The sequence below is a fragment of the uncultured Winogradskyella sp. genome (assembly GCF_947496485.1).
Taxonomy (GTDB): Bacteria; Bacteroidota; Bacteroidia; order Flavobacteriales; family Flavobacteriaceae; genus Winogradskyella.
In genome coordinates, this window is record NZ_CANMCZ010000006.1 from 129,691 (window position 1) to 149,203 (window position 19,513).

Sequence of the window (19,513 nt, forward strand, 5' to 3'; positions counted from 1 at the left end):
TCTAGAAAAGTTATTAATTTAAGATTCTGTTAATCATTCAACATCTTCCAAAGTTTATCCTTTAGCTCAGTAAGTCCTTGTTGTGCAACTGAAGAAATAAACATATAATCAGCTTCTAAATCTTTATCTAAGATAGTAGAAATTTCAGATTTGAGTTCATCGTCCAACATGTCGGATTTTGAGATACAGACAAAACGCTCCTTATCTAACATTTCAGGATTGTAACGCCTCAATTCATCTAACAAAATTTCGTATTGTTCTACAATATCTTTAGCATCAGCCGGAATTAAAAACAACAGAATAGAATTACGTTCTATATGCCTTAAAAAGTAGTAACCTAAACCTTTACCTTCGGCTGCACCTTCAATAATACCAGGTATATCTGCCATTACAAAGGATTTGTAATCACGATACTCTACTATACCTAAATTAGGTTTTAGTGTAGTGAATTCATAATCTGCAATCTTAGGTTTTGCCGACGTTAAGACGGAAAGAAGTGTTGATTTCCCTGCATTTGGAAAACCCACTAAACCTACATCTGCTAATATCTTTAACTCTAAGGTAATATGTCGTTCTTCTAAAGGAATACCTGGTTGCGCATAACGTGGAGTTTGATTTACTGAACTTTTAAAATGCCAGTTACCTCGACCTCCCATTCCACCTTCTGCTACAATCTTTTCTTCTCCATCTTCTGTGATTTCAAATAAAATCTCATTAGTCTCTGTATCTCTAACTACAGTTCCTAAAGGCACTTCTAAATAGGCATCTTCACCATCTGCACCAGTACTTCTACCTTTACTTCCGTGTGCACCATGGCCAGCTTTAATGTGTCGTTTAAATTTTAAGTGAATTAAAGTCCATAGGTTAGAGTTTCCTTTAAGAATTACATGACCTCCACGACCACCATCTCCACCATCTGGACCACCTTTTTGTATATATTTTTCCCGGTGTAAATGCGCAGAACCTTTTCCCCCATTTCCAGAGGATACATGCATTTTTACGTAGTCAACAAAATTTCCTTCAGTCATGTTTATTTCCCACGATAGTGGAAATTTTTTTTAATTAATAAGAAACAAATTCTTGTTTTTGACAAGAATTAAAGTTTATCAATGACTGAACTCAACCGTACAGTAATATCTTCAATGCTACCAACACCATCAACACCAAAGTATTTGTCTTGTGCAGCATAGTAATCTTTCAAAATTGCTGTTTTAGTATAGTATTCCTTAATTCGGTTTCGAATAATACTTTCGTCAGCATCATCTGCTCTTCCACTGGTTTTTCCTCTTTCCAGTAAACGTTTTACCAATACTTCATCATCAACTTCTAATGCAACCATAGCATTAATCTGAGAATCTTTGCTATCCATTAATTCGTCGAGTGCTTTAGCTTGTGCATTTGTTCTTGGGAAACCGTCAAAAATAAAACCTTTAGCATGTGCATTTTTTTCAACTTCTTTGTTTAGCATGTCTATAGTCACTTGGTCTGGTACCAATTCACCTTTATCCATGTAAGACTTAGCCAACATACCCAATGCCGTTTCATTTTTAATATTGTATCTAAATACATCTCCTGTAGAGATATGTACTAAATCATATTTTTCTTTTAAGAAGTTAGCTTGTGTTCCTTTGCCTGCTCCTGGAGGTCCAAATAGCACTAAGTTAGTCATGTGTTGTGTTGTTTTTAATTGATATACATCTGGCAAATCTCTTCCCAAGCCATCGTAATCTAAGCCATAGCCTACAATAAACTTATCAGGAATTTCTATACCAACATAATGAAGTTTAAAATCTTTGTCATAGGCTTCAGGTTTATAGAACAATGTCGCAATGATTAGCTCTTTAACTCCTTCATTCTTAAAAATGCGATGCACTTCTTCTAGAGTTTTTCCTGAATCTATTATGTCTTCTAAAATAACTACTGTACGTCCTGTTAAATCTTGAGTAAGCCCAATCAAACGCTGAATATCTTCAGTCGATTTAACACCTTCGTAAGAGGCGAGCTTAATAAAAGTGACTTCACAAGGTTTTGGATACTTTTTTACAAAATCGCTAACGAACATAAATGAACCGTTCAAAATACCAATAAACACTGGCATCTCATCACCCAAGTCAGACGCAATACTATCTACCATGTTTTGCACAGCAATATCAATTTCTTGCTCTGAAATGAAAGGTTTAAAGTATAAATCGTGAAGCTTAATCAAGGTCTCATTATTTTAGAAATGCAAAGATAATCAATTGATTGAGGATTGACTATTTTTTGATTTACGAATTTAAAAGTATATACCATATTTAGTGTATTTTTGTGGTAATTAAAGTTGAATTTTTAAAAGATTTCCACTTTCGTGGAAAGTAAACATGAATTATTTTTCTTCAAATTTTAAACTTGGTATACTCGGTGGTGGTCAATTGGGTAAAATGCTATTATATGACACTCGTAAATTTGATATTTACACCTGTGTTATGGATCCAAGTGCAGATGCTCCTTCGCGATTGGCTTGCGATGAGTTTACTGTTGGTGATTTATTAGATTATGATACGGTTGTTAACTTCGGAAAAAAGGTAGATGTCTTAACTATTGAAATTGAAAATGTAAATGTAGACGCCCTTGAAACACTCGAAGATGAAGGTATAAAAGTATTTCCATCATCAAAAACACTTCGTGTAATACAAAATAAGGCCGTACAGAAATTATTTTATCGCGACCATAATATACCAACAGCTGATTTTTCGCGTTTTGCGCATCCTTCCGAAATTCAAGATGCTGTAGAGCATGGAGGATTAAGTTATCCCTTTGTATGGAAAAGTGCTCGTTTTGGTTATGACGGTACTGGAGTAAAAATTGTAAAACGCTATACAGACACTGTTGATTTACCAAATGTAGAATGTGTAGCCGAGGACTTGATTCCGTTTAAAAATGAATTAGCTGTCATTGTTGCCAGAAATGAAAAAGGCGATTTAAAAACATATCCTGTGGTAGAGATGGAATTTCATCCTGAAGCTAACCAAGTAGAATACGTGATTTGTCCTGCACGAATTCCGGAGGCAATTGCAAAAAAAGCTGAATTGGTTGCGCTTAAAACTGCAGCTGCCTTTAAACATGTTGGTTTATTAGCTGTTGAAATGTTTCAAACTGAAGATGATGAAATTTTAGTCAACGAAGTCGCTCCTAGACCACATAATTCTGGTCATTACAGTATTGAAGGAAGTTATACATCACAATTTGAACAGCACTTAAGATGTATACTAGGATTACCACTAGGTAATACTGAAAGCAAAGTTGCTGGAGTCATGGTAAATTTAGTTGGATCTGAAGATTACACAGGGAATGTAGTGTATAAAAACATTGAGAAAATTATGGCAATGGATGGTGTGACTCCTCATATTTATGGAAAAAAACAAACCAGACCGTTCCGAAAAATGGGACACGTAACCATAGTAAATAAAGATATTGCAGTAGCGCGTGAAGTTGCTGAAAAAGTAAAACGTACAATTGAAGTTATAAGTGAATAAATTATGAGCAAAGTAGGCGTAATAATGGGAAGTAAGAGCGATTTGCCAGTAATGCAAGACGCTATTGATATTCTAAGAGGATTTGATATAGAAATTGAAGTTGATATTGTTTCTGCACATAGAACTCCTGAAAAACTATTCGATTATAGTAAAAATGCTCATAAAAGAGATATAAAAGTTATCATTGCTGGTGCTGGTGGAGCTGCTCATTTACCAGGAATGGTTGCCTCTTTGTCACCTCTTCCAGTTATTGGAGTACCAGTAAAGAGTAGTAATTCTATCGACGGTTGGGATTCTGTTTTATCTATTTTACAAATGCCAGGCGGAGTTCCTGTGGCAACTGTAGCTCTAAATGGCGCAAAAAATGCAGGGATTTTAGCAGCTCAGATTTTAGGTAGCTCAGACCAATGTATATTAGACAAAATAATGGTTTACAAGGAAGGGCTCAAAGCCAAAGTCATTGATTCCGCAAAAGACTTATAAAAAAGCCTCAACTTTCGTCAAGGCTTTTAGCTATTAATCAACTCCTAATAACAAAAATTAATGCTAATAAGATTTTGCAAAGGTACAGCTAACTTATTATTTCACCCTCTTAAATTTTAGTTAAAAATCACATTATCAACATTTTAGTAAGAAAAATACCATAAAATGACAATTCTTAATAAACCATTCAGCACAGCACATAATACAGCACCTTTTTCAAAAATAAAAACTGAAGATTTTCTACCTGCTTTTAAAACTGGAATAAAAAAAGCTAAAGCAGAAATTGATGCTATTATAAAAAACTCTGAAGCTCCAACTTTTAAAAATACTATTGAAGCCTTAGATTATTCTGGTGAAGAATTAGATCGTATTTCTAGTATTTTCTTCAATTTAAATTCTGCTGAGACTAATGATGAAATTCAAAAAATAGCTCAAGAAGTCTCGCCATTATTGTCTGAATTTAGTAACGATATCATATTAAATCAGGATTTATTTGAACGCGTAAAAGCGGTTTATGATTCAAAATCTGGTTTGGACTTAACAACTGAGCAAGAGACACTTCTTAATAAGAAATACAAAAGTTTTTCAAGAAATGGGGCCAATTTATCTGATGATAAAAAGGAAAAATTAAGAGCCATTGATAAAGAATTGAGCCAACTTAAATTAAAATTTGGTGAACACATCTTAGCAGAAACTAACAAATTTGAGTTGCACCTTACTAATGAATCCGATCTTTCAGGTTTACCAGATGGTGCCAAAGAAGCTGCAAAGCAATTAGCAGAAAGCAAAGACAAAGACGGTTGGTTAATTACTTTAGATTATCCAAGTTATATTCCGTTTATGACCTATGCCGATAACAGAAAGCTAAGAGAAAAACTGTCTAAAGCCTTCGGAAGAAAAGGATTTCAGAATGACGACTTAGACAATCAAGATATTGTTCTTAGAATAACACAATTACGTTTTGAGCGTGCTCAACTATTAGGTTATAAAACCCATGCGCATTTTGTACTAGAGGAACGTATGGCTGAAACTCCAAAAAAAGTTAAATCATTTCTAAATGAATTATTAGAAAAGGCAAAGCCAGCTGCTGACGAAGAATTTAAAAAACTTGAAGATTTCGCCAAAGATTTAGACAGTATTGATGAATTACAAAAATGGGATTCTGGCTATTATTCGGAAAAGTTAAAACAAAAGTTATTCGACTTAGATGATGAACAATTAAAGCCTTACTTAAAATTAGAAAATGTCATCAACGGAGCGTTTACCGTTGCAGAAAAATTATTCGGTTTACAATTTGAAGAAATTGATACCATAGACAAATATCATGAAGATGTTTTAACCTATAAAGTTACTGATAGCGAAGGTGAATTAGTTTCTGTATTTTATGCTGACTTTTTCCCAAGGGCAGGAAAACGCAATGGAGCTTGGATGACATCTTACAAACCACAAATGATTAAAAATGGAGTTAATGAACGACCACATGTTTCTATAGTTTGCAACTTTACAAAGCCTACAAAAAGCAAACCTTCACTCCTAACCTTTAATGAGGTGACTACATTGTTTCATGAGTTTGGTCATGCATTACATGGTATGTTAGCAAACACAACCTATCCAAGCTTATCTGGTACTAGTGTATATTGGGATTTTGTTGAATTACCAAGTCAGATTTTAGAGAACTGGTGTTATGAAGAAGAATCATTAAAACTCTTTGCTACACATTATGAAACTGGAGAGGTTATCCCGATGGAACTTATTGAAAAGATTAAAGCATCTTCGACGTTTCATGAAGGGATGCAAACTCTAAGACAGTTGAGTTTTGGTTTATTAGATATGAGTTGGCATGGTGTTGATCCTTCAAATATAAAAAATGTAAAGGCTCATGAAGTTGAAGCATTTGGAGACACTAGCCTATATCCTGATGTTGCTGAAAACTGTATGAGCACATCGTTTGCTCACATATTTCAAGGAGGCTATTCTTCGGGTTATTACAGTTATAAATGGGCAGAAGTTTTAGATGCAGATGCGTTTGAATACTTTAAAGAGGAAGGTATTTTTAATAAAACGGTTGCGGATAAGTTTAAAACTTACGTTTTATCACAAGGTGGCACAGAAAACCCAATGACTTTATATAAAAAGTTTAGGGGACAAGAACCAAAACCTGAGGCTTTGCTTAGACGTGCTGGATTATTGAAATAGATTAAAGAAAGAGAGTTAAAACTAATTCTCTTTACTTTTAAAATAAACTTTCAATAATTATTGAAAGTTTAAAAATTATTGTATATTTGCTATATGGAATACCAAGAAGCAAAAGATAAATTTATAAGTACATGGGGAAGTTTGGGCACACTTTGGGGCATAAACAAAGCTATGGCACAAATACAAGCACTGCTTTTTGTATCTACAAAGCCCTTGTCCATGGAGGATGTTATGGAAGACCTTAAAATCTCTCGTGGTAACACCAGCATGAATTTAAGGCAACTTATGGATTGGGGAATTGTTACTAAAGTTTTAATTTCTGGCGAGCGTAAAGAGTTCTTCACAACCGAAAAAGATGTACAAGAATTAGCTAGAATCATAGCAAAAGAACGAAGTCGAAGAGAGATAAAGCCAGTCATTAAAGTTTTAGATGAAGTATCTTCCATTAAGGATGATGGTACAGAAAAAACGAAAGAACTAATTAAACAAACAAAGGCTTTAAAAGATCTAACTGACGATTTAGATACACTAATGAATAAACTTGTCAATCAAAAACAAAATTGGTTAACGAAGTCGGTTTTAAAACTGATGAAGTAACCATATATTTTTTAAATATAACTTTCAATATTTTCTGAAAGTTTTAAAATAATAAAATATGAAACATTTTTATCAAATAAATAGTTCGCTTATTCCAATAACTATATTACTCTGGTTTACATTTTGGGGAGGCATGATTGCACAGACGGTGTTAGGTATTGTTCAAGTTGCAATGAGTGTATCAATTATGGTACACTTTAAAAAACTATCCAAATCAATACAAATATTATTTACAGTATATGTAATACTTACTATATCAATAATTATGCTCTACAGACAAATAGGGAATAATGGACATGGTGGTATTGAGCATATGTTCTTGTTTATTATAGTGACACTATTGCTTGCTTTCTTCCACCTTTATATAACCTATAAAATTAAAAACTATGAATAGTAAACTCAATACATCTGCTGGTTTCGTTAAACTATCTTGGAAAAAGTGTTTATGGTTATACCTCATGTTAATACCGATATTTTTGATTGATTTATCAATTTTTAGCTGGTCAGATATAATTCTAGGTTTCGTGCTTACTTTAGTATCAGTAGGAATTGGACATTCAATTGGGTTACACAGAGGCATAATTCATAAGTCCTATAAAACCTCTAAATTATTTAGAAACTTGAGTATATACTTATTCGTGCTTACTGGTTTAGGTAGTCCTTTAAGCTGGTTAAAACAACACTATTTTAGAGATTATTGGCAAAATAGAACAGATTGCCCTAGATATTTTCAATATAATCATTCATTAATCACAGACTATTGGTGGAATCTACATTTAACTTTTGTTCCGAAAAATTTAGATCGATATAATATTCCTAAAGAGGATTTAAATGACCCAACAATATTATGGTTGCACAAAACGTGGTATTTACATTACTTCACTTTTATGCTTCTACTTGTTTACTTGCTAGGCATAAATAGTACGCTTATTGCCACCTGTCTTAGAACATCTATTATCATTTTAGGACATTGGTACATTGGTTATGCGTCGCATAAGTATGGCTATTCAAGATATAAAATAGAAAATGCTGATGAAAGCGGTTTCAATGATGTGCTTCTTGGTTTAATTTCTTTTGGTGAAGGCTTTCATAATAACCATCACTCCCATCCTACTTCTGCAAAATTTTCAATGAAATGGTATGAAATAGATTTTGGATGGATCCTAGTTTGGCTTTTATCCAAACTCGGAGTTATCAAGGAAGTAAATACACAGAGAGGAAATTTAAAGTCAACAGCAATTCCTCACAAAAAAATAAACTGGAAACTACCAAAATTTTAATACTATGAAGACACAAGCAATTCACATCAAAGATTACTCAGAACAAAACAAAATAGAAATGGTAGATTTCTATAACGAAGCTACCGAAGATTATGAGTTTTGGAGTAATGATTACAACATGCATTTTGGATATTTTATTCCATTTAAAACCAATCCTTTTAAACGTGACTCTATGCTCAACCAAATGAATTCTCAGGTGCTGAAACGTTTAAAAATTGGCAAAGCTAAAAACAGGCTTGTTGATTTAGGTTGTGGAATGGGAGGTACTATGAGGCATGCACTCAAATTACACAAAAACATTATTGCCTATGGAGTGACATTATCTGGCTTTCAAGTTCAACAAGGTAATGAGTTACTGAAAGGTAAAAATGGAATTATTCTAAAAGAGAATTATAACAATACGTCTTTTCAATCTAATTCATTCGACTCAGCAGTAGCAATAGAAAGCTTTTGCCATTCTGGTCATGGTGAAAATACACTAAGAGAGACGCATCGTATTTTAAAACCTGGTGGACGATTAGTCATTGCGGATGCTTTTCTAAAAAAGGATAAAACCAAACTCTGTAAAGGAGGTAAATATTCTTATAATAAACTTTGTAACCACTGGAGTTTAGAAAAGTTAGAAACGCACACATTCATAAAACAAAAACTTAAAGCGCTTGGTTTTAAAGATATTAAAGTTGAAGATGCATCTTTTAGAGTTGCTCCATCTGTTTTACATGTCCCTTTTGCAATCACTGGATTTATTCTAAAAAAACTTTTGAATTTTAAATCTATTAAAAAAGAAAGTCTTCACAATTTAAAAGGGTCTTTCTATGCTCTACTTTCAGGATTACATATGAAAAGTTTTGGATATTATATTATCAGTGCCACCAAATAATTAATTTATGAAAACAATCACTATAGCAGGCGGAAGCGGATTTCTAGGGCAAGTCTTAGAAAATTACTTCTCAGAAAAAGGATATACCATTTACATATTAACTAGAAATCCTAAAAGAGATAATGATATAAAATGGAATGCTAAAGATTTAGACAAGTGGACATCTATACTTGAACAAACAGATGTGTTAATCAATCTCACAGGCAAATCAGTAGATTGTAGATATACTGAAGCAAATAAAAAGCTAATTCACGATTCTAGAATAGACTCCACACGTTTGTTGGGTTTGGCAATAACCAACTGTAAAAATCCTCCAAAAACTTGGCTCAATATGTCTACATCTACAATTTATGAGGGTTCATATAGAAAAGAAATGACAGAAACCAATGGAGATATTGGTGATGATTTTTCCATGAATATTGCAAAATCTTGGGAAGCTGCGTTTAATGCTATTGAAACACCAAAAACAAAGAAGGTCATTTTGAGAACATCAATTGTGATTGGAAAAAATGGAGGAGCGCTCATACCTTTAAAACGATTGACCAAGTTTGGTTTAGGTGGAAAACAATGGCATGGCAAGCAAAAAGTTAGTTGGATTCACGAAACTGATTTTGCCAGAGCTATTGATTTTATAATTGGAAGAAAATTGGAAGGCATATTCAACATTGTCTCACCAAAACCGATCACAAACAGAATATTAATGAAAACTTTGAGAAAGGTAATGAAAGTTCCTTTTGGATTATCGCATCCAAAATGGTTATTAAAAATGGGAGCTCAAATCATAGGTACAGAATCAGAATTAGTATTAAAAAGTAGAAATGTAATACCAGAAAACCTTAAAGCAAATGGTTTCAAGTATAAATACAGAAAAATAGAAGATGCATTTAGTGACCTTCTTAAAACATAATTTATTTCTCAACTTTTTACACTACTTTTATTCAGCAATGAGGAAAAACCATCATCCAATAGAATTTTCTAATAAGTCAATAGTCAAAATGAAAACGAAAATGACTTTTCTGTTTATGATTAGATACTTACTCGTCCTTCATTTGGCTTTGGTATTTTTTTCATGTTCAGATGATGATAGACCTGCAACTATTGTCACCTCTTGCGACGACGGTGTCCAAAATGGTAACGAAACAGGTATTGATTGTGGAGGTAGTTGTTATGACAGCTGTGTTCCAGACAACGCGTTGGAAGGTGCTTTAGTCACTAGGCGTGTTTTAGTTTCTAATATCGATTATAAATTAACTGGTCCATACATTGTTAGAGATGGTGGTACATTAGAAATTTTAGCTGGTACAAAAATAAAGGCCTTTACCGATAGTAACGCTTATATAGCTGTAGCACAAGGTGGGCAAATTTTTATATGGGGAAACGCCGACAATCCGGTTGTAATTACATCTGACAGTGAAAATCCAGAAGCAGGTGATTGGGGAGGATTAATAATATGTGGGCAGGCTCCAACAAACAATGCTATAAACTCACGATCAGAACTAGGTGATATTTTTTATGGAGGTACTGATAATGAGACCAGTTCTGGTGTCATTAGATATTTAAGGTTAGAATATACAGGGGCTCTTTTTAGAGATGAAAAACGATTTAATGCTTTAACATTTTATGGTGTTGGTTCTTTTACTACAGTCCAAAATATACAAGCTTATGAAAGTTTAGGTAATGGATTTGAAATTTTTGGCGGACGAATTAATGCTACAAATCTTGTTGGATTAAACACAAATTTATCTGGTATTAAAATATCTGGTGGATGGAATGGTACAGGCAGTTCATGGTATTTATCTAATCAAAATAAGTCTGGAATAGAACTAGGCAATAATGAATTTGATTTTAGTGCAGAACCTGCAACCTCAGCAACAATAGACAATGTCACTATAAATGGTCCTTTGTCAAACAGTGCAATACACTATACTTATGGTGGTGGTCTCTTTAATCTAAATAACGTATATACATCGCAAATTCAATTAGGCATAAACGTAAATAGCACTACCGAATCTGATATGATAGATAATGGAAATTTATTCGTCAATACCATAGAGTTCGATAATCCTTTAACAAATTTTAATGGCTCTAATTACAATGGAACAACAAATTTTTATACGGAAGGTTCAACGAATGGTGCAGGAAATAGAAGCTTATCACCATTATGGGCAGAAAATTGGACAATAGGTTTTTAATTGACTTCAAATTCTTTGAGAATAGAAACTGGCTTACCGTTGGATGTAAATCCCTCTAGCTTTATTTCATAAACCCCTTTTACATCAGAAGTAAAAAAGCTTATAGTTTTATTATTCTCTGAAACATTAAAAATAGGTATCCATAATAGTTGCTGTCTAAAATCTGGGAGTCTCGAAATCCTGTTTTCATTTGTATAAGTTTGCTTGTAATATGTTTTTTTGACTTGAGGTTTATTAATTTGTATGCTAGGTATATTTCCATTATTTATAAACTCATTAGTAGTTAAGCCACCTATCGTCTCAATATTAATAATACCTTGAAATACTTCTAAATCTATCACAAACTGATCTCTGTAGATTTTAACTGTCTTAATAGTAGTAGCATTGAAATCCATCATCTTACTATGATTATCTACAATTACACCGTCTAAAATCAACAAGGGCTTTATGTTTGTATTGGTACCAAAATTAAAACCTTGTATTTCAAAAACATCTTGTCTTTCATTGTCTTTTCTAATAGATGTATTTTTAATTATTTCTTGAACCGTTTCCTTCAAAGTTGCAAATCGGTTATAGTCATCTAAGTTATATGACTCATAAATTCGTCCTTTAAATAAATTATCATGAAGTAAAATTGAAAGTGAATCTGACCTAAATTCAAAATATGCATTCTCAACCTGATTATATACACTCTGCTCTATAATGAAGTCTTTCCATTCTGGATTTAACCTAAACGTTTCAAATTTTAATTCGGAAATATCGAGTTCAGGTTTTGGTTCTAAAATCACATCATAGTCTTGAGAATTTTCTCCCAGCACCTGAAAATAGGCTTTGTTAGTACTATAGTTTTCATCCACATTAAAATAGAAATTACCAGAAATATCTGTATGTGCTATGTTAAGTATATTAAAATCGTGGGCAATCGATACTGCAACCTTTAAGTTTCCTTTATTGTCCGAACCTTTATGCCTTATGCTTCCTTTAAATAATTCACCTCTAAACTCTGGTAAGAAGACGTTAGAATCATCCTTTGAAAATTGAATTTTTTGAGCCTTCAGTCTACTATAGTAATCTACTGTGTGACGAAACTCTGAAGCTGGTATATCGATCTTACGCTTTACACTTACAGAGTAACTTCCACCAATATTATTCAGTGAATCGTGTAATTCTACTACAACTTTTTGTCTCTTACCATAGCGCTCTTTATTTAATTTTAGGCCAATCAGCTGAATAACTTTATTTTCTTTTAGCAAATTATTTACTGAGACACTATCAATCTTAACCTGAGTATCTTCAATACTTGTTATGGATTTATAAGGATTAATAATGGTGAGATTAGCATTACCTAAATTATTAAAATCGCCATTTCTCATCCAATTAGTATATGCTACTAACTTATAATGACCTGTATTAAGTGTTACAGGCAAGAAGAAATCAGCATATCCTCTACCATTATCTAATTTAATTTTATGTTTAAAGATGCGATCACCATTACTCGCAATCAGTTCAACATAGACAATTTTACTCATTTGGCTATTGTTCTTCGTAGTAGTATCAAAACAAAACATTGAGTAATAAAGATATTCCCCAGAAAATAAAAGTCCTCCATTTATGTCTATGTAAATGGATTCCATCGGTGCTGAAATATCATTAACAGCATCACTATTTTGAGTATAATCTTGTTGACTAAATGAGGTTTTAGTTAAAAGGATTAGAATAATAATATAAACGTTATTTAATTTCATTAACTATTTTATTCAACCCAAAAATCGGGTACAATATTACTTCCTAGTGTAGTACAGTCACCACATTGCGGTATAACCATAATATAAGGACCTTCGCCAGGTTGAGGATTAGTATTATAGTCGAAGAAACGCATACTTTCCTCTCTTATAATATTCACTAAATCACGCTCACCAAAATTACCTGCTGTTGATGGTTTTTGAAGTACACAACTTATAACATAAGGAGGTAATTCTTCTCCAGGAAAAAAATCTTCATAACTAAAAAACAATCTTTGTTCTGCTACTGTAGATACTTCAAAATAGCCAGCAATGTTTTCATCAGGATCTGTCAATGAAATAATATTTCCTGCAAGAAATCCTGGCTGATCTTCAGAAAAAACAGTAGTAGATGATTGTGATAATCCTTTCAAAGTATCATAATATGCAAAGGTCTCTGGTGATAAAACATATTGCTTAACTAGTATACTATATCTGTGAGAAAGTATATAATTATCTCTATTTACAAACCTAACGCTATAGTCATCTAATCTATCCTCAACCAGTGCTTGTGTACTTACAACATTTATAGTTGATGCATTATTTGTACTATAACAAATTTGTTCCTCTTGTTCTCTAAGTATTACAGGAATCTCAAAAGTTTCAAAACCTTCAATGACAAATACGGCATCAAAAGGACTCCAAAAAGGTGCTATAATTTTAAAAGTTTCAATAAAATCGTGTCTGTAAAATTTAGAAGACCCAGAAGAATCAAAACTATCAATATTGATTGTTATGCCTTCTTCGCCATTATCATTAATAATTCTTTCAGCAAACACATCATCAATAGTTGTGTTGGCTACAGGCAGTTCCATCGGAGTAGAACGATATGTTCTTCCAGAAGATGTTGTAATATTTAAAATGTAGTTGCTTTGAAGCTCTGCAGCGAATGGTTCTATAGACTTATAAACGCCTTGTTGAGTTTCTTCAAAATTGTATTGATTACCGTTACTTGTAGTTATTGAAACTTCAGCATCTGTCTCAAATGGTGGCTCTTCCTCTTCAAATCTGTATGATCTTGTAAGTGTTACTTCTTGTCTTTTGAGTTCGTTAGTAATTATAGCATTAACTACTAAAACATCTTCAAAACTACCAAAATCACCTTCATATGGCTCCACACAAGATAAGTTAAAAACTATAACAGATAACGCTATAACAAAACGCAGTTTCTTTTTGCTGATTGATATTAGATAACTATAATACTTTCTCATGGTATTAAAAACTAATGTTATAGGTTAAAGAAGGTACAGGTATATTAAATATAGAGCTTTGCAAAGCTTCAATCTCTCCATCATTGTTTATAAAAAAGACAGAATAAGGATTATTTCTTCCTAACACGTTATAGACTGACAAACTCCAAAAGCTATGTGCCAATTTATTTTTTTTATGATTGCCTTCAAAATTTAATCCTAAATCCAATCTATAATAATCAGGAATTCTAAATTGATTTCTATCACTATACAATACAAACTCCCCTCCGTTAAATTGATAGTTACCTGTTGGAAATGTTACAGGTCTTCCTGTTTGATATAAAAAATTACTCGATAGACTTATACGTTGTGATAATTTATAGTTTAACACCAAAGTAAAATCATGTGGCTTATCAAAATTAGATGGAAAATAATTACCATCGTTAACCCGTTCTTCTGCAAATTGACTGTCTAATTTAAAAAATGACCTAGAGTATGTATAACCTATCCATCCTCTTAAATCTCCAAGATTTTTTTTGAATAAAAACTCAACACCATAAGCCTTACCTTCTCCTTGTAATATTTCTGTTTCAACAGCTTCATTTAACTGAATATCCGCCCCAGTCTTAAAATCTAAAATATTATTTTGTCTTTTATAAAATCCCTCTAAACTTAACTCATAAGCGTTTATATTAAGATTTTTATAAAAGCCTAAAGCGAATTGTGTTGCTTGCTGTGGTTTAATAAAATTATCAGATAATTTCCAAATATCAATAGGTGAAACGGTAGTATTATTAGATAAGGTATGTATGTATTGATATGTATTATTAAAGCTAGCTTTTACAGAGAAGTCATCTGACAAAAAATATCTGGCAGCTATCCTAAATTCTGGACCAACATAGGTTTCAATAATTTCATTTTTGCTATAGCTTACTGTATCGATTACAGTACTTTCTGATCTAGGTGTTCCTTCAGAATAAACACGTTTATTCGCCTTACCTAAAGCTGAAAAGAATGACAATCTAAATCCTAAATCTAATAGTAAACGCTCATTGATTTTATAGCTATCTGAAACAAAAAATGCACCTTCAACTCCTTGTTCTTTAGGAATATCAATTGGAGTAATAAGATTTCCTTGTCCTTGAGGTTCAATTTTACCTGGCAATATACCATAAAGCTTACTAGATAAACCATAAGTTATACTATGAGCTTCACTTAGTGAATAATCTAATTTTAATTTTAAAGCTGTTTCGTCAATCTGAAAGCTTTGTATAAAATCATCGCTCATGGTATCCTCATAATCAATATTAAATTTATACTGACTATTGGCCAAAGTTACAGTAGCATTATGTTTATCATTTATCTGATATTGCCATTTTAAAGAAACTAATCTATTACTATAACCAAACAACGAATCTGAAGTGATACTAAATGCATCTTTGCTGTAATAACCTAGAGCTTGTATACTACTCTTTTCATTTATTTTATGATTATACTTGGCAATAAAATCGTAAAATGATGCTTCACTATTATTTAAGTCAGCCTCGTTTAGTGATCTTAAAACCCAATCCGAGTACGTTCCTCTTGCACCAATTATAAGACCAGATTTATCTTTCACAATAGGAGTATTTACAACAACATTACCTGTAACTGGGCCAACCGAAACATCTACTCCAAATTTAGTATAGTCAGCATTTTTAGTTTTTATATCAAAAACGGAAGATATTCTCCCTCCAAACTCTGCAGGAATACTCCCTTTGTATATATCAATATCACTAACAACTAATGGATTTAAAGCTGGAAAAATACCAAAAAAATGTGATGGGTTATATAGCACAGTATTCTCCAATAATATTAGATTTTGATCTGTTTTCCCACCTCTTACATTAAAACCTGCCGCTCCCTCTCCTGCTGATGTTACGCCAGGCTGAAGTGTTGCTACTTTTAGTACATCACGCTCTCCAAGAACTAAAGGAATATTCTTTGACTCTTCAGAATTTATTCTGGTATTGCCCGTACTTGCATCCTCAATATTTTTAATTCCTTGAGAGTTTAAAACTACCTCACTTAACTCTTCTGCCTTACTTTTTACATTAAAATTCAACTTACCGTCATCATAAATAATGACACGAGTTTGCATTCGTTCATAACCCAAACCATTGGTTTCAATAATATGTATTCCTGGCGCAAGCTTTAATTCGTAGTAACCATTATTCTGAGTAACTGCACCTATATTTTTTGATTTAGAAACAATTGCGAGATTTGATATTGGTTTATCAGTATCAGCATCGTAAACATAACCAGACAATTTATAGTTACTTTTTAAATTCCCTCTTTGCTCTTTTCCGACCCTTACGGTATTAATTATACGATTATTTTGATCATTTTTATTTATCAGAACTGGTGTATTATTCTGTAATGTATCGATTGGTTCTTCTTTTATATCTGTACTTTGAGCAGGAAAATAATTTGATGGTAGCTGATCGTAAATAATAGTATTACGGGTCAGGATAATTTGATTATCAGTAGTTATATAAAAATTTAAAGACGTATCCTTTAAAAGATCTTTAATTACAGTAGCCAAAGACTCATTAGCATAAGACTTATTTATAATCACCTCATTAAGCCAATCTTCTGCATAGTAAAACTTATAATTTGTCTGATCTTCTAATTTTAAAAGGGCATCTTTTAATGTAATCTCATTAAACTCTATTGAAATATTATTTGCACTTTCTTGGCATAAAGCAAAGTTTATTGTGTTACATAAAATAAAAAAGAGAACCCATTTATATCTCATTCTTTTGACTCTAATGGTGTTATCATTTCTTCCTTTACAGATCTAAAAACAGCCACTAAATAATCATCGTAGTCTTTGTTCTTTTCTTTTTCAGTATCCAACTCTATGTCATCTATAAATTTTTCATATCTAGGAAACTGCTTCTCTAGCTTTTTTGGATTTTTAATTATGATATACTGATTGTTTTTAATGAGAACATAATTATTGTTCTCAATAAACTCGTAATATCTACTATTTTCATTTGTCTTAGACCTAATCCTCTTTTTATGCTTCTTCAGAAGTTGTAGTGAATCTGTTTTTAATAAAGTTTCAAAAAAACCTTCAATTGTTGCTCCTTTCAGAGTTGTAAAACTCAGATTATTAAATTGATGCCCAAATAACCTAAAGCTCTTCACTCTGCTTTTATTCAATATAATACTCGGATCTTTTGGAGAAAAAGAATGTTTTAATATCAACTGATCCTCAAAAACGTTATACTTCATCCTAACCTTCGTATAAAGTTTATCATCATAAACAACTTCACCAAATACAAAATTTAATTCCTTAAAGAATTTATGCTTTTCGTTAATCATTCTATGTTTTTCTGTGTAAACTAAACCATTGTATATACCTGTATTCTTTTGCCCGATTATTGAATCCGTCCATTGGTATAATTGAGTTTCGCTTTTATCAATCTGCGCGAAACCAATATGGTTTAGCATGAATAATAAAAATAAAGTTACAGCGATGCGCAAACGTTGAATATTTAGTAAGTATAGTGTAAAACCATTAATTATATAAATATAACAAAATAGATCTATTTTGATTTTACATAGGTCTAAAACATCATATTCTCTGCAATTGAATTGGCTATTACTTTCTCGTTTTTTTATCCTATTTTTGAATCAGCAATGAAAAACAAAAATGAATAATCATCAAATAGAACCTAATAACTGGATAAAACTATATTCTGATTATCTATTTAATTACACCGTAACACGTGTTAGTAGTAGGGAAATAGCTCAAGATTTAGTTTCAGAAACCTTTTTGGCAGGTTTAAAATCTATGGCCAATTTTAAAGGTGAAGCCAGTGAGCGTACTTGGTTGATATCTATTCTTAAACGAAAAATTATTGACCATTACAGAAAAATAAATTCTAATAAGGGTAGAGCTGAAGTTAGAATGAGTTACAATAGCGATACAGAAGCTGAAGGAGATTGGCTAGAAGAACGTGTTGCAGACCCTTTTGACAAGACAGCTGAAGACACATTGGTGAACTCTGAGTTGGGAGATGCTATCTATGATTGTCTTGGAAAACTACCTGAAAAACAAGCTGAAGTTTTTAAAATGAAAACGATTCTTGGTTACGATACCGAAACGATTTGTAATGAATTAAATATAACTGCGTCTAACCTTTGGGTAATCATACATAGGGCAAGAACTGCTCTGGCTGGTTGCATGGAAAAAAATTGGTTTTAAATAATTATGAGTAATATAAAATTAAGTTGTCAAGAAGCGAATCATGTTTGTGACAAGAATCAGTATAAAGAAGCAAGCTTTTGGGAAAAAGTAAAGCTGAATATACATTTAATTTACTGTAGAGCTTGTAGAAAATATTCCATGAAAAATGGCAAGCTAACTAAGGTTATGACCTCTTCCAAAGTTGAAGTTCTTGATACTATTTCAAAAGATAAAATGAAAATAGCTTTTGAAAAAGAATTAGCTAAGCATCAATAAAATAATAAGCCAAACAATTGGTAAGCTTTCCACCCAAAAAGCACTATAATATTTTGATTGACTTTTATTTGAAAATACAATAAATAACAATGTTATAAAAGTGATAATTAATGTTGAAACTATTGTATACCCATCGAGTTTGTCTTTAAAATAATCTAGCAAAAAAAACACCATTAAAAGAAAAACACCAATGATTTTGGTTTTTTTTATGCCAATTTTTTGTGGAATTGTTGCGAGTTTTAAGCTATCGTAATTCAAATCCCTTATTTCAAATGGCAACATCAGTACTATAACAAAAATAAACCGCTGCAAACCTGTAACTACAACATCCTCATTTAAGTCAATACCATTATCCATTAGAGGTAAAAAAACAGTAGTATACATCCAAACTAAAGAGATGACGTATATTTTTAATCCACCAATTTGTCTTAGGTTTTTCTGACTATCCCTAAAGTACTTCATTGGCACTAAAGGAATAGCATACAAGAAGGTTATTAGGCCAAAAATGGATAATACAATAAGTGTATTAAATTGAAGTTGAAAAGCATAATAACACATGGCAATAAAGGCAACAAAAGAAAATATCTGAATCACTTTCAGCCAACTTGCTAAACTACGATGATGAAATTTTGCAACACCAAAATACTTTACAAAATTATACCCAGTTATCGTCGCAAAAAACACGAAATACAATACATTTTTATCATAGTCTAACTCAAATTGAATTAGTGTAAGCCATGTTAAAGCATATACTGCCAATGCTACATGAATACTGCTATTGATATAAAAATTAAGAATACGTTTTAAAACATCCACAATACAAAAATAGGCATTGTGTTAATAACCCATTGTTTCGGTTAAAAACTTTAGTTTTCATTAACAAAAA

Annotated in this window: 18 protein-coding genes; 11 read left to right on the forward strand and 7 right to left on the reverse strand. The window is 32.1% G+C overall.

The features are described 5' to 3' along the window. Positions 1–29 precede the first annotated feature (29 nt). Together obgE and Q0822_RS16090 are read right to left on the reverse strand one after the other, a co-directional pair. Positions 30–1,028, reverse strand: a complete 999-nt coding sequence (gene obgE, locus Q0822_RS16085; RefSeq protein WP_299125602.1) for a GTPase ObgE — start codon at positions 1,026–1,028, stop codon at positions 30–32. 68 nt (positions 1,029–1,096) lie between these two features. Further along, positions 1,097–2,206 (reverse strand): adenylate kinase, encoded by a 1,110-nt coding sequence (locus Q0822_RS16090; protein WP_299125604.1) that lies wholly within the window; start codon positions 2,204–2,206, stop codon positions 1,097–1,099. 154 nt (positions 2,207–2,360) lie between these two features. Between Q0822_RS16090 and Q0822_RS16095 the strand changes: the two genes are divergently transcribed. From Q0822_RS16095 to Q0822_RS16135, 9 genes are all read left to right on the forward strand, one after another. Next, the gene (locus tag Q0822_RS16095; protein ID WP_299125607.1) at positions 2,361–3,515 is read left to right on the forward strand and encodes a 5-(carboxyamino)imidazole ribonucleotide synthase; all 1,155 of its coding nucleotides are present in this window, start codon (positions 2,361–2,363) and stop codon (positions 3,513–3,515) included. 3 nt (positions 3,516–3,518) lie between these two features. Continuing rightward, positions 3,519–3,998, forward strand: coding sequence for a 5-(carboxyamino)imidazole ribonucleotide mutase (purE, locus tag Q0822_RS16100; protein WP_299125609.1), 480 nt, complete (start codon positions 3,519–3,521; stop codon positions 3,996–3,998). A 165-nt stretch (positions 3,999–4,163) separates the two neighbouring features. Continuing rightward, the gene (locus Q0822_RS16105; protein WP_299125612.1) at positions 4,164–6,194 is read left to right on the forward strand and encodes a M3 family metallopeptidase; all 2,031 of its coding nucleotides are present in this window, start codon (positions 4,164–4,166) and stop codon (positions 6,192–6,194) included. Between the two features lie 93 nt (positions 6,195–6,287). Then, positions 6,288–6,791, forward strand: coding sequence for an ArsR family transcriptional regulator (locus Q0822_RS16110; protein WP_299125614.1), 504 nt, complete (start codon positions 6,288–6,290; stop codon positions 6,789–6,791). A 58-nt stretch (positions 6,792–6,849) separates the two neighbouring features. Continuing rightward, positions 6,850–7,185, forward strand: a complete 336-nt coding sequence (locus Q0822_RS16115; RefSeq protein ID WP_299125616.1) for a hypothetical protein — start codon at positions 6,850–6,852, stop codon at positions 7,183–7,185. Continuing rightward, positions 7,178–8,071 (forward strand): fatty acid desaturase, encoded by an 894-nt coding sequence (locus Q0822_RS16120; RefSeq protein ID WP_299125618.1) that lies wholly within the window; start codon positions 7,178–7,180, stop codon positions 8,069–8,071. Before Q0822_RS16115 ends, Q0822_RS16120 begins: the two co-directional genes overlap by 8 nt. 4 nt (positions 8,072–8,075) lie before the next feature. Next, positions 8,076–8,951: a methyltransferase domain-containing protein gene (locus Q0822_RS16125; RefSeq protein ID WP_299125621.1), complete on the forward strand. Its 876-nt coding sequence runs from the start codon at positions 8,076–8,078 to the stop codon at positions 8,949–8,951. Positions 8,952–8,958: 7 nt separating this feature from the next. After that, the gene (locus tag Q0822_RS16130) at positions 8,959–9,858 is read left to right on the forward strand and encodes a TIGR01777 family oxidoreductase (protein WP_299125623.1); all 900 of its coding nucleotides are present in this window, start codon (positions 8,959–8,961) and stop codon (positions 9,856–9,858) included. 88 nt (positions 9,859–9,946) lie between these two features. Continuing rightward, positions 9,947–11,143: a hypothetical protein gene (locus Q0822_RS16135; RefSeq protein WP_299125626.1), complete on the forward strand. Its 1,197-nt coding sequence runs from the start codon at positions 9,947–9,949 to the stop codon at positions 11,141–11,143. Here the strand turns inward: Q0822_RS16135 and Q0822_RS16140 are convergent. Genes Q0822_RS16140 through Q0822_RS16155 form a run of 4 tightly spaced genes read right to left on the reverse strand, consistent with a single transcriptional unit; the run spans position 11,140 to position 17,612 of the window. Continuing rightward, on the reverse strand, positions 11,140–12,888 hold the full coding sequence (locus Q0822_RS16140; RefSeq protein ID WP_299125628.1) for a hypothetical protein: 1,749 nt from the start codon (positions 12,886–12,888) through the stop codon (positions 11,140–11,142). The genes Q0822_RS16135 and Q0822_RS16140 overlap by 4 nt on opposite strands. 8 nt (positions 12,889–12,896) lie before the next feature. Then, positions 12,897–14,135: a DUF4249 domain-containing protein gene (locus Q0822_RS16145; RefSeq protein WP_299125631.1), complete on the reverse strand. Its 1,239-nt coding sequence runs from the start codon at positions 14,133–14,135 to the stop codon at positions 12,897–12,899. A 4-nt stretch (positions 14,136–14,139) separates the two neighbouring features. Continuing rightward, positions 14,140–16,911 carry a carboxypeptidase-like regulatory domain-containing protein gene (locus tag Q0822_RS16150; protein WP_299125634.1) on the reverse strand — a complete coding sequence of 924 codons (2,772 nt, stop codon included), beginning with the start codon at positions 16,909–16,911 and terminating at the stop codon, positions 14,140–14,142. Beyond that, on the reverse strand, positions 16,908–17,612 hold the full coding sequence (locus Q0822_RS16155) for a hypothetical protein (protein WP_299125637.1): 705 nt from the start codon (positions 17,610–17,612) through the stop codon (positions 16,908–16,910). The genes Q0822_RS16150 and Q0822_RS16155 overlap by 4 nt, the downstream gene beginning before the upstream one ends. 202 nt (positions 17,613–17,814) lie before the next feature. Here Q0822_RS16155 and Q0822_RS16160 point away from each other — a divergent pair, with 202 nt between their 5' ends. Together Q0822_RS16160 and Q0822_RS16165 are read left to right on the forward strand one after the other, a co-directional pair. Beyond that, positions 17,815–18,369 carry a sigma-70 family RNA polymerase sigma factor gene (locus Q0822_RS16160; RefSeq protein WP_299125640.1) on the forward strand — a complete coding sequence of 185 codons (555 nt, stop codon included), beginning with the start codon at positions 17,815–17,817 and terminating at the stop codon, positions 18,367–18,369. 6 nt (positions 18,370–18,375) lie between these two features. Continuing rightward, a complete protein-coding gene (locus tag Q0822_RS16165; RefSeq protein WP_299125644.1) occupies positions 18,376–18,627 on the forward strand; it encodes a hypothetical protein in 252 nt (83 codons plus the stop codon). Here Q0822_RS16165 and Q0822_RS16170 read toward each other — a convergent pair. After that, complete coding sequence (locus tag Q0822_RS16170) at positions 18,610–19,443, reverse strand: hypothetical protein (protein WP_299125646.1); 834 nt, start codon at positions 19,441–19,443, stop codon at positions 18,610–18,612. The genes Q0822_RS16165 and Q0822_RS16170 overlap by 18 nt on opposite strands. Positions 19,444–19,513 lie beyond the last annotated feature (70 nt).

Excerpts from the sequence above, each read along its gene's own strand:
- Q0822_RS16140 (WP_299125628.1), bottom strand. The coding sequence starts at position 12,888 with ATGAAATTAAATAACGTTTATATTATTATTCTAATCCTTTTAACTAAA.
- Q0822_RS16125 (WP_299125621.1), top strand. The coding sequence starts at position 8,076 with ATGAAGACACAAGCAATTCACATCAAAGATTACTCAGAACAAAACAAA.
- Q0822_RS16135 (WP_299125626.1), top strand. The coding sequence starts at position 9,947 with ATGAAAACGAAAATGACTTTTCTGTTTATGATTAGATACTTACTCGTC.
- Q0822_RS16155 (WP_299125637.1), bottom strand. The coding sequence starts at position 17,612 with ATGCTAAACCATATTGGTTTCGCGCAGATTGATAAAAGCGAAACTCAA.
- Q0822_RS16095 (WP_299125607.1), top strand. The coding sequence starts at position 2,361 with ATGAATTATTTTTCTTCAAATTTTAAACTTGGTATACTCGGTGGTGGT.
- Q0822_RS16120 (WP_299125618.1), top strand. The coding sequence starts at position 7,178 with ATGAATAGTAAACTCAATACATCTGCTGGTTTCGTTAAACTATCTTGG.
- Q0822_RS16150 (WP_299125634.1), bottom strand. The coding sequence starts at position 16,911 with ATGAGATATAAATGGGTTCTCTTTTTTATTTTATGTAACACAATAAAC.
- Q0822_RS16115 (WP_299125616.1), top strand. The coding sequence starts at position 6,850 with ATGAAACATTTTTATCAAATAAATAGTTCGCTTATTCCAATAACTATA.
- Q0822_RS16130 (WP_299125623.1), top strand. The coding sequence starts at position 8,959 with ATGAAAACAATCACTATAGCAGGCGGAAGCGGATTTCTAGGGCAAGTC.
- Q0822_RS16160 (WP_299125640.1), top strand. The coding sequence starts at position 17,815 with ATGAATAATCATCAAATAGAACCTAATAACTGGATAAAACTATATTCT.
- purE (WP_299125609.1), top strand. The coding sequence starts at position 3,519 with ATGAGCAAAGTAGGCGTAATAATGGGAAGTAAGAGCGATTTGCCAGTA.
- Q0822_RS16105 (WP_299125612.1), top strand. The coding sequence starts at position 4,164 with ATGACAATTCTTAATAAACCATTCAGCACAGCACATAATACAGCACCT.
- Q0822_RS16165 (WP_299125644.1), top strand. The coding sequence starts at position 18,376 with ATGAGTAATATAAAATTAAGTTGTCAAGAAGCGAATCATGTTTGTGAC.
- obgE (WP_299125602.1), bottom strand. The coding sequence starts at position 1,028 with ATGACTGAAGGAAATTTTGTTGACTACGTAAAAATGCATGTATCCTCT.
- Q0822_RS16145 (WP_299125631.1), bottom strand. The coding sequence starts at position 14,135 with ATGAGAAAGTATTATAGTTATCTAATATCAATCAGCAAAAAGAAACTG.
- Q0822_RS16110 (WP_299125614.1), top strand. The coding sequence starts at position 6,288 with ATGGAATACCAAGAAGCAAAAGATAAATTTATAAGTACATGGGGAAGT.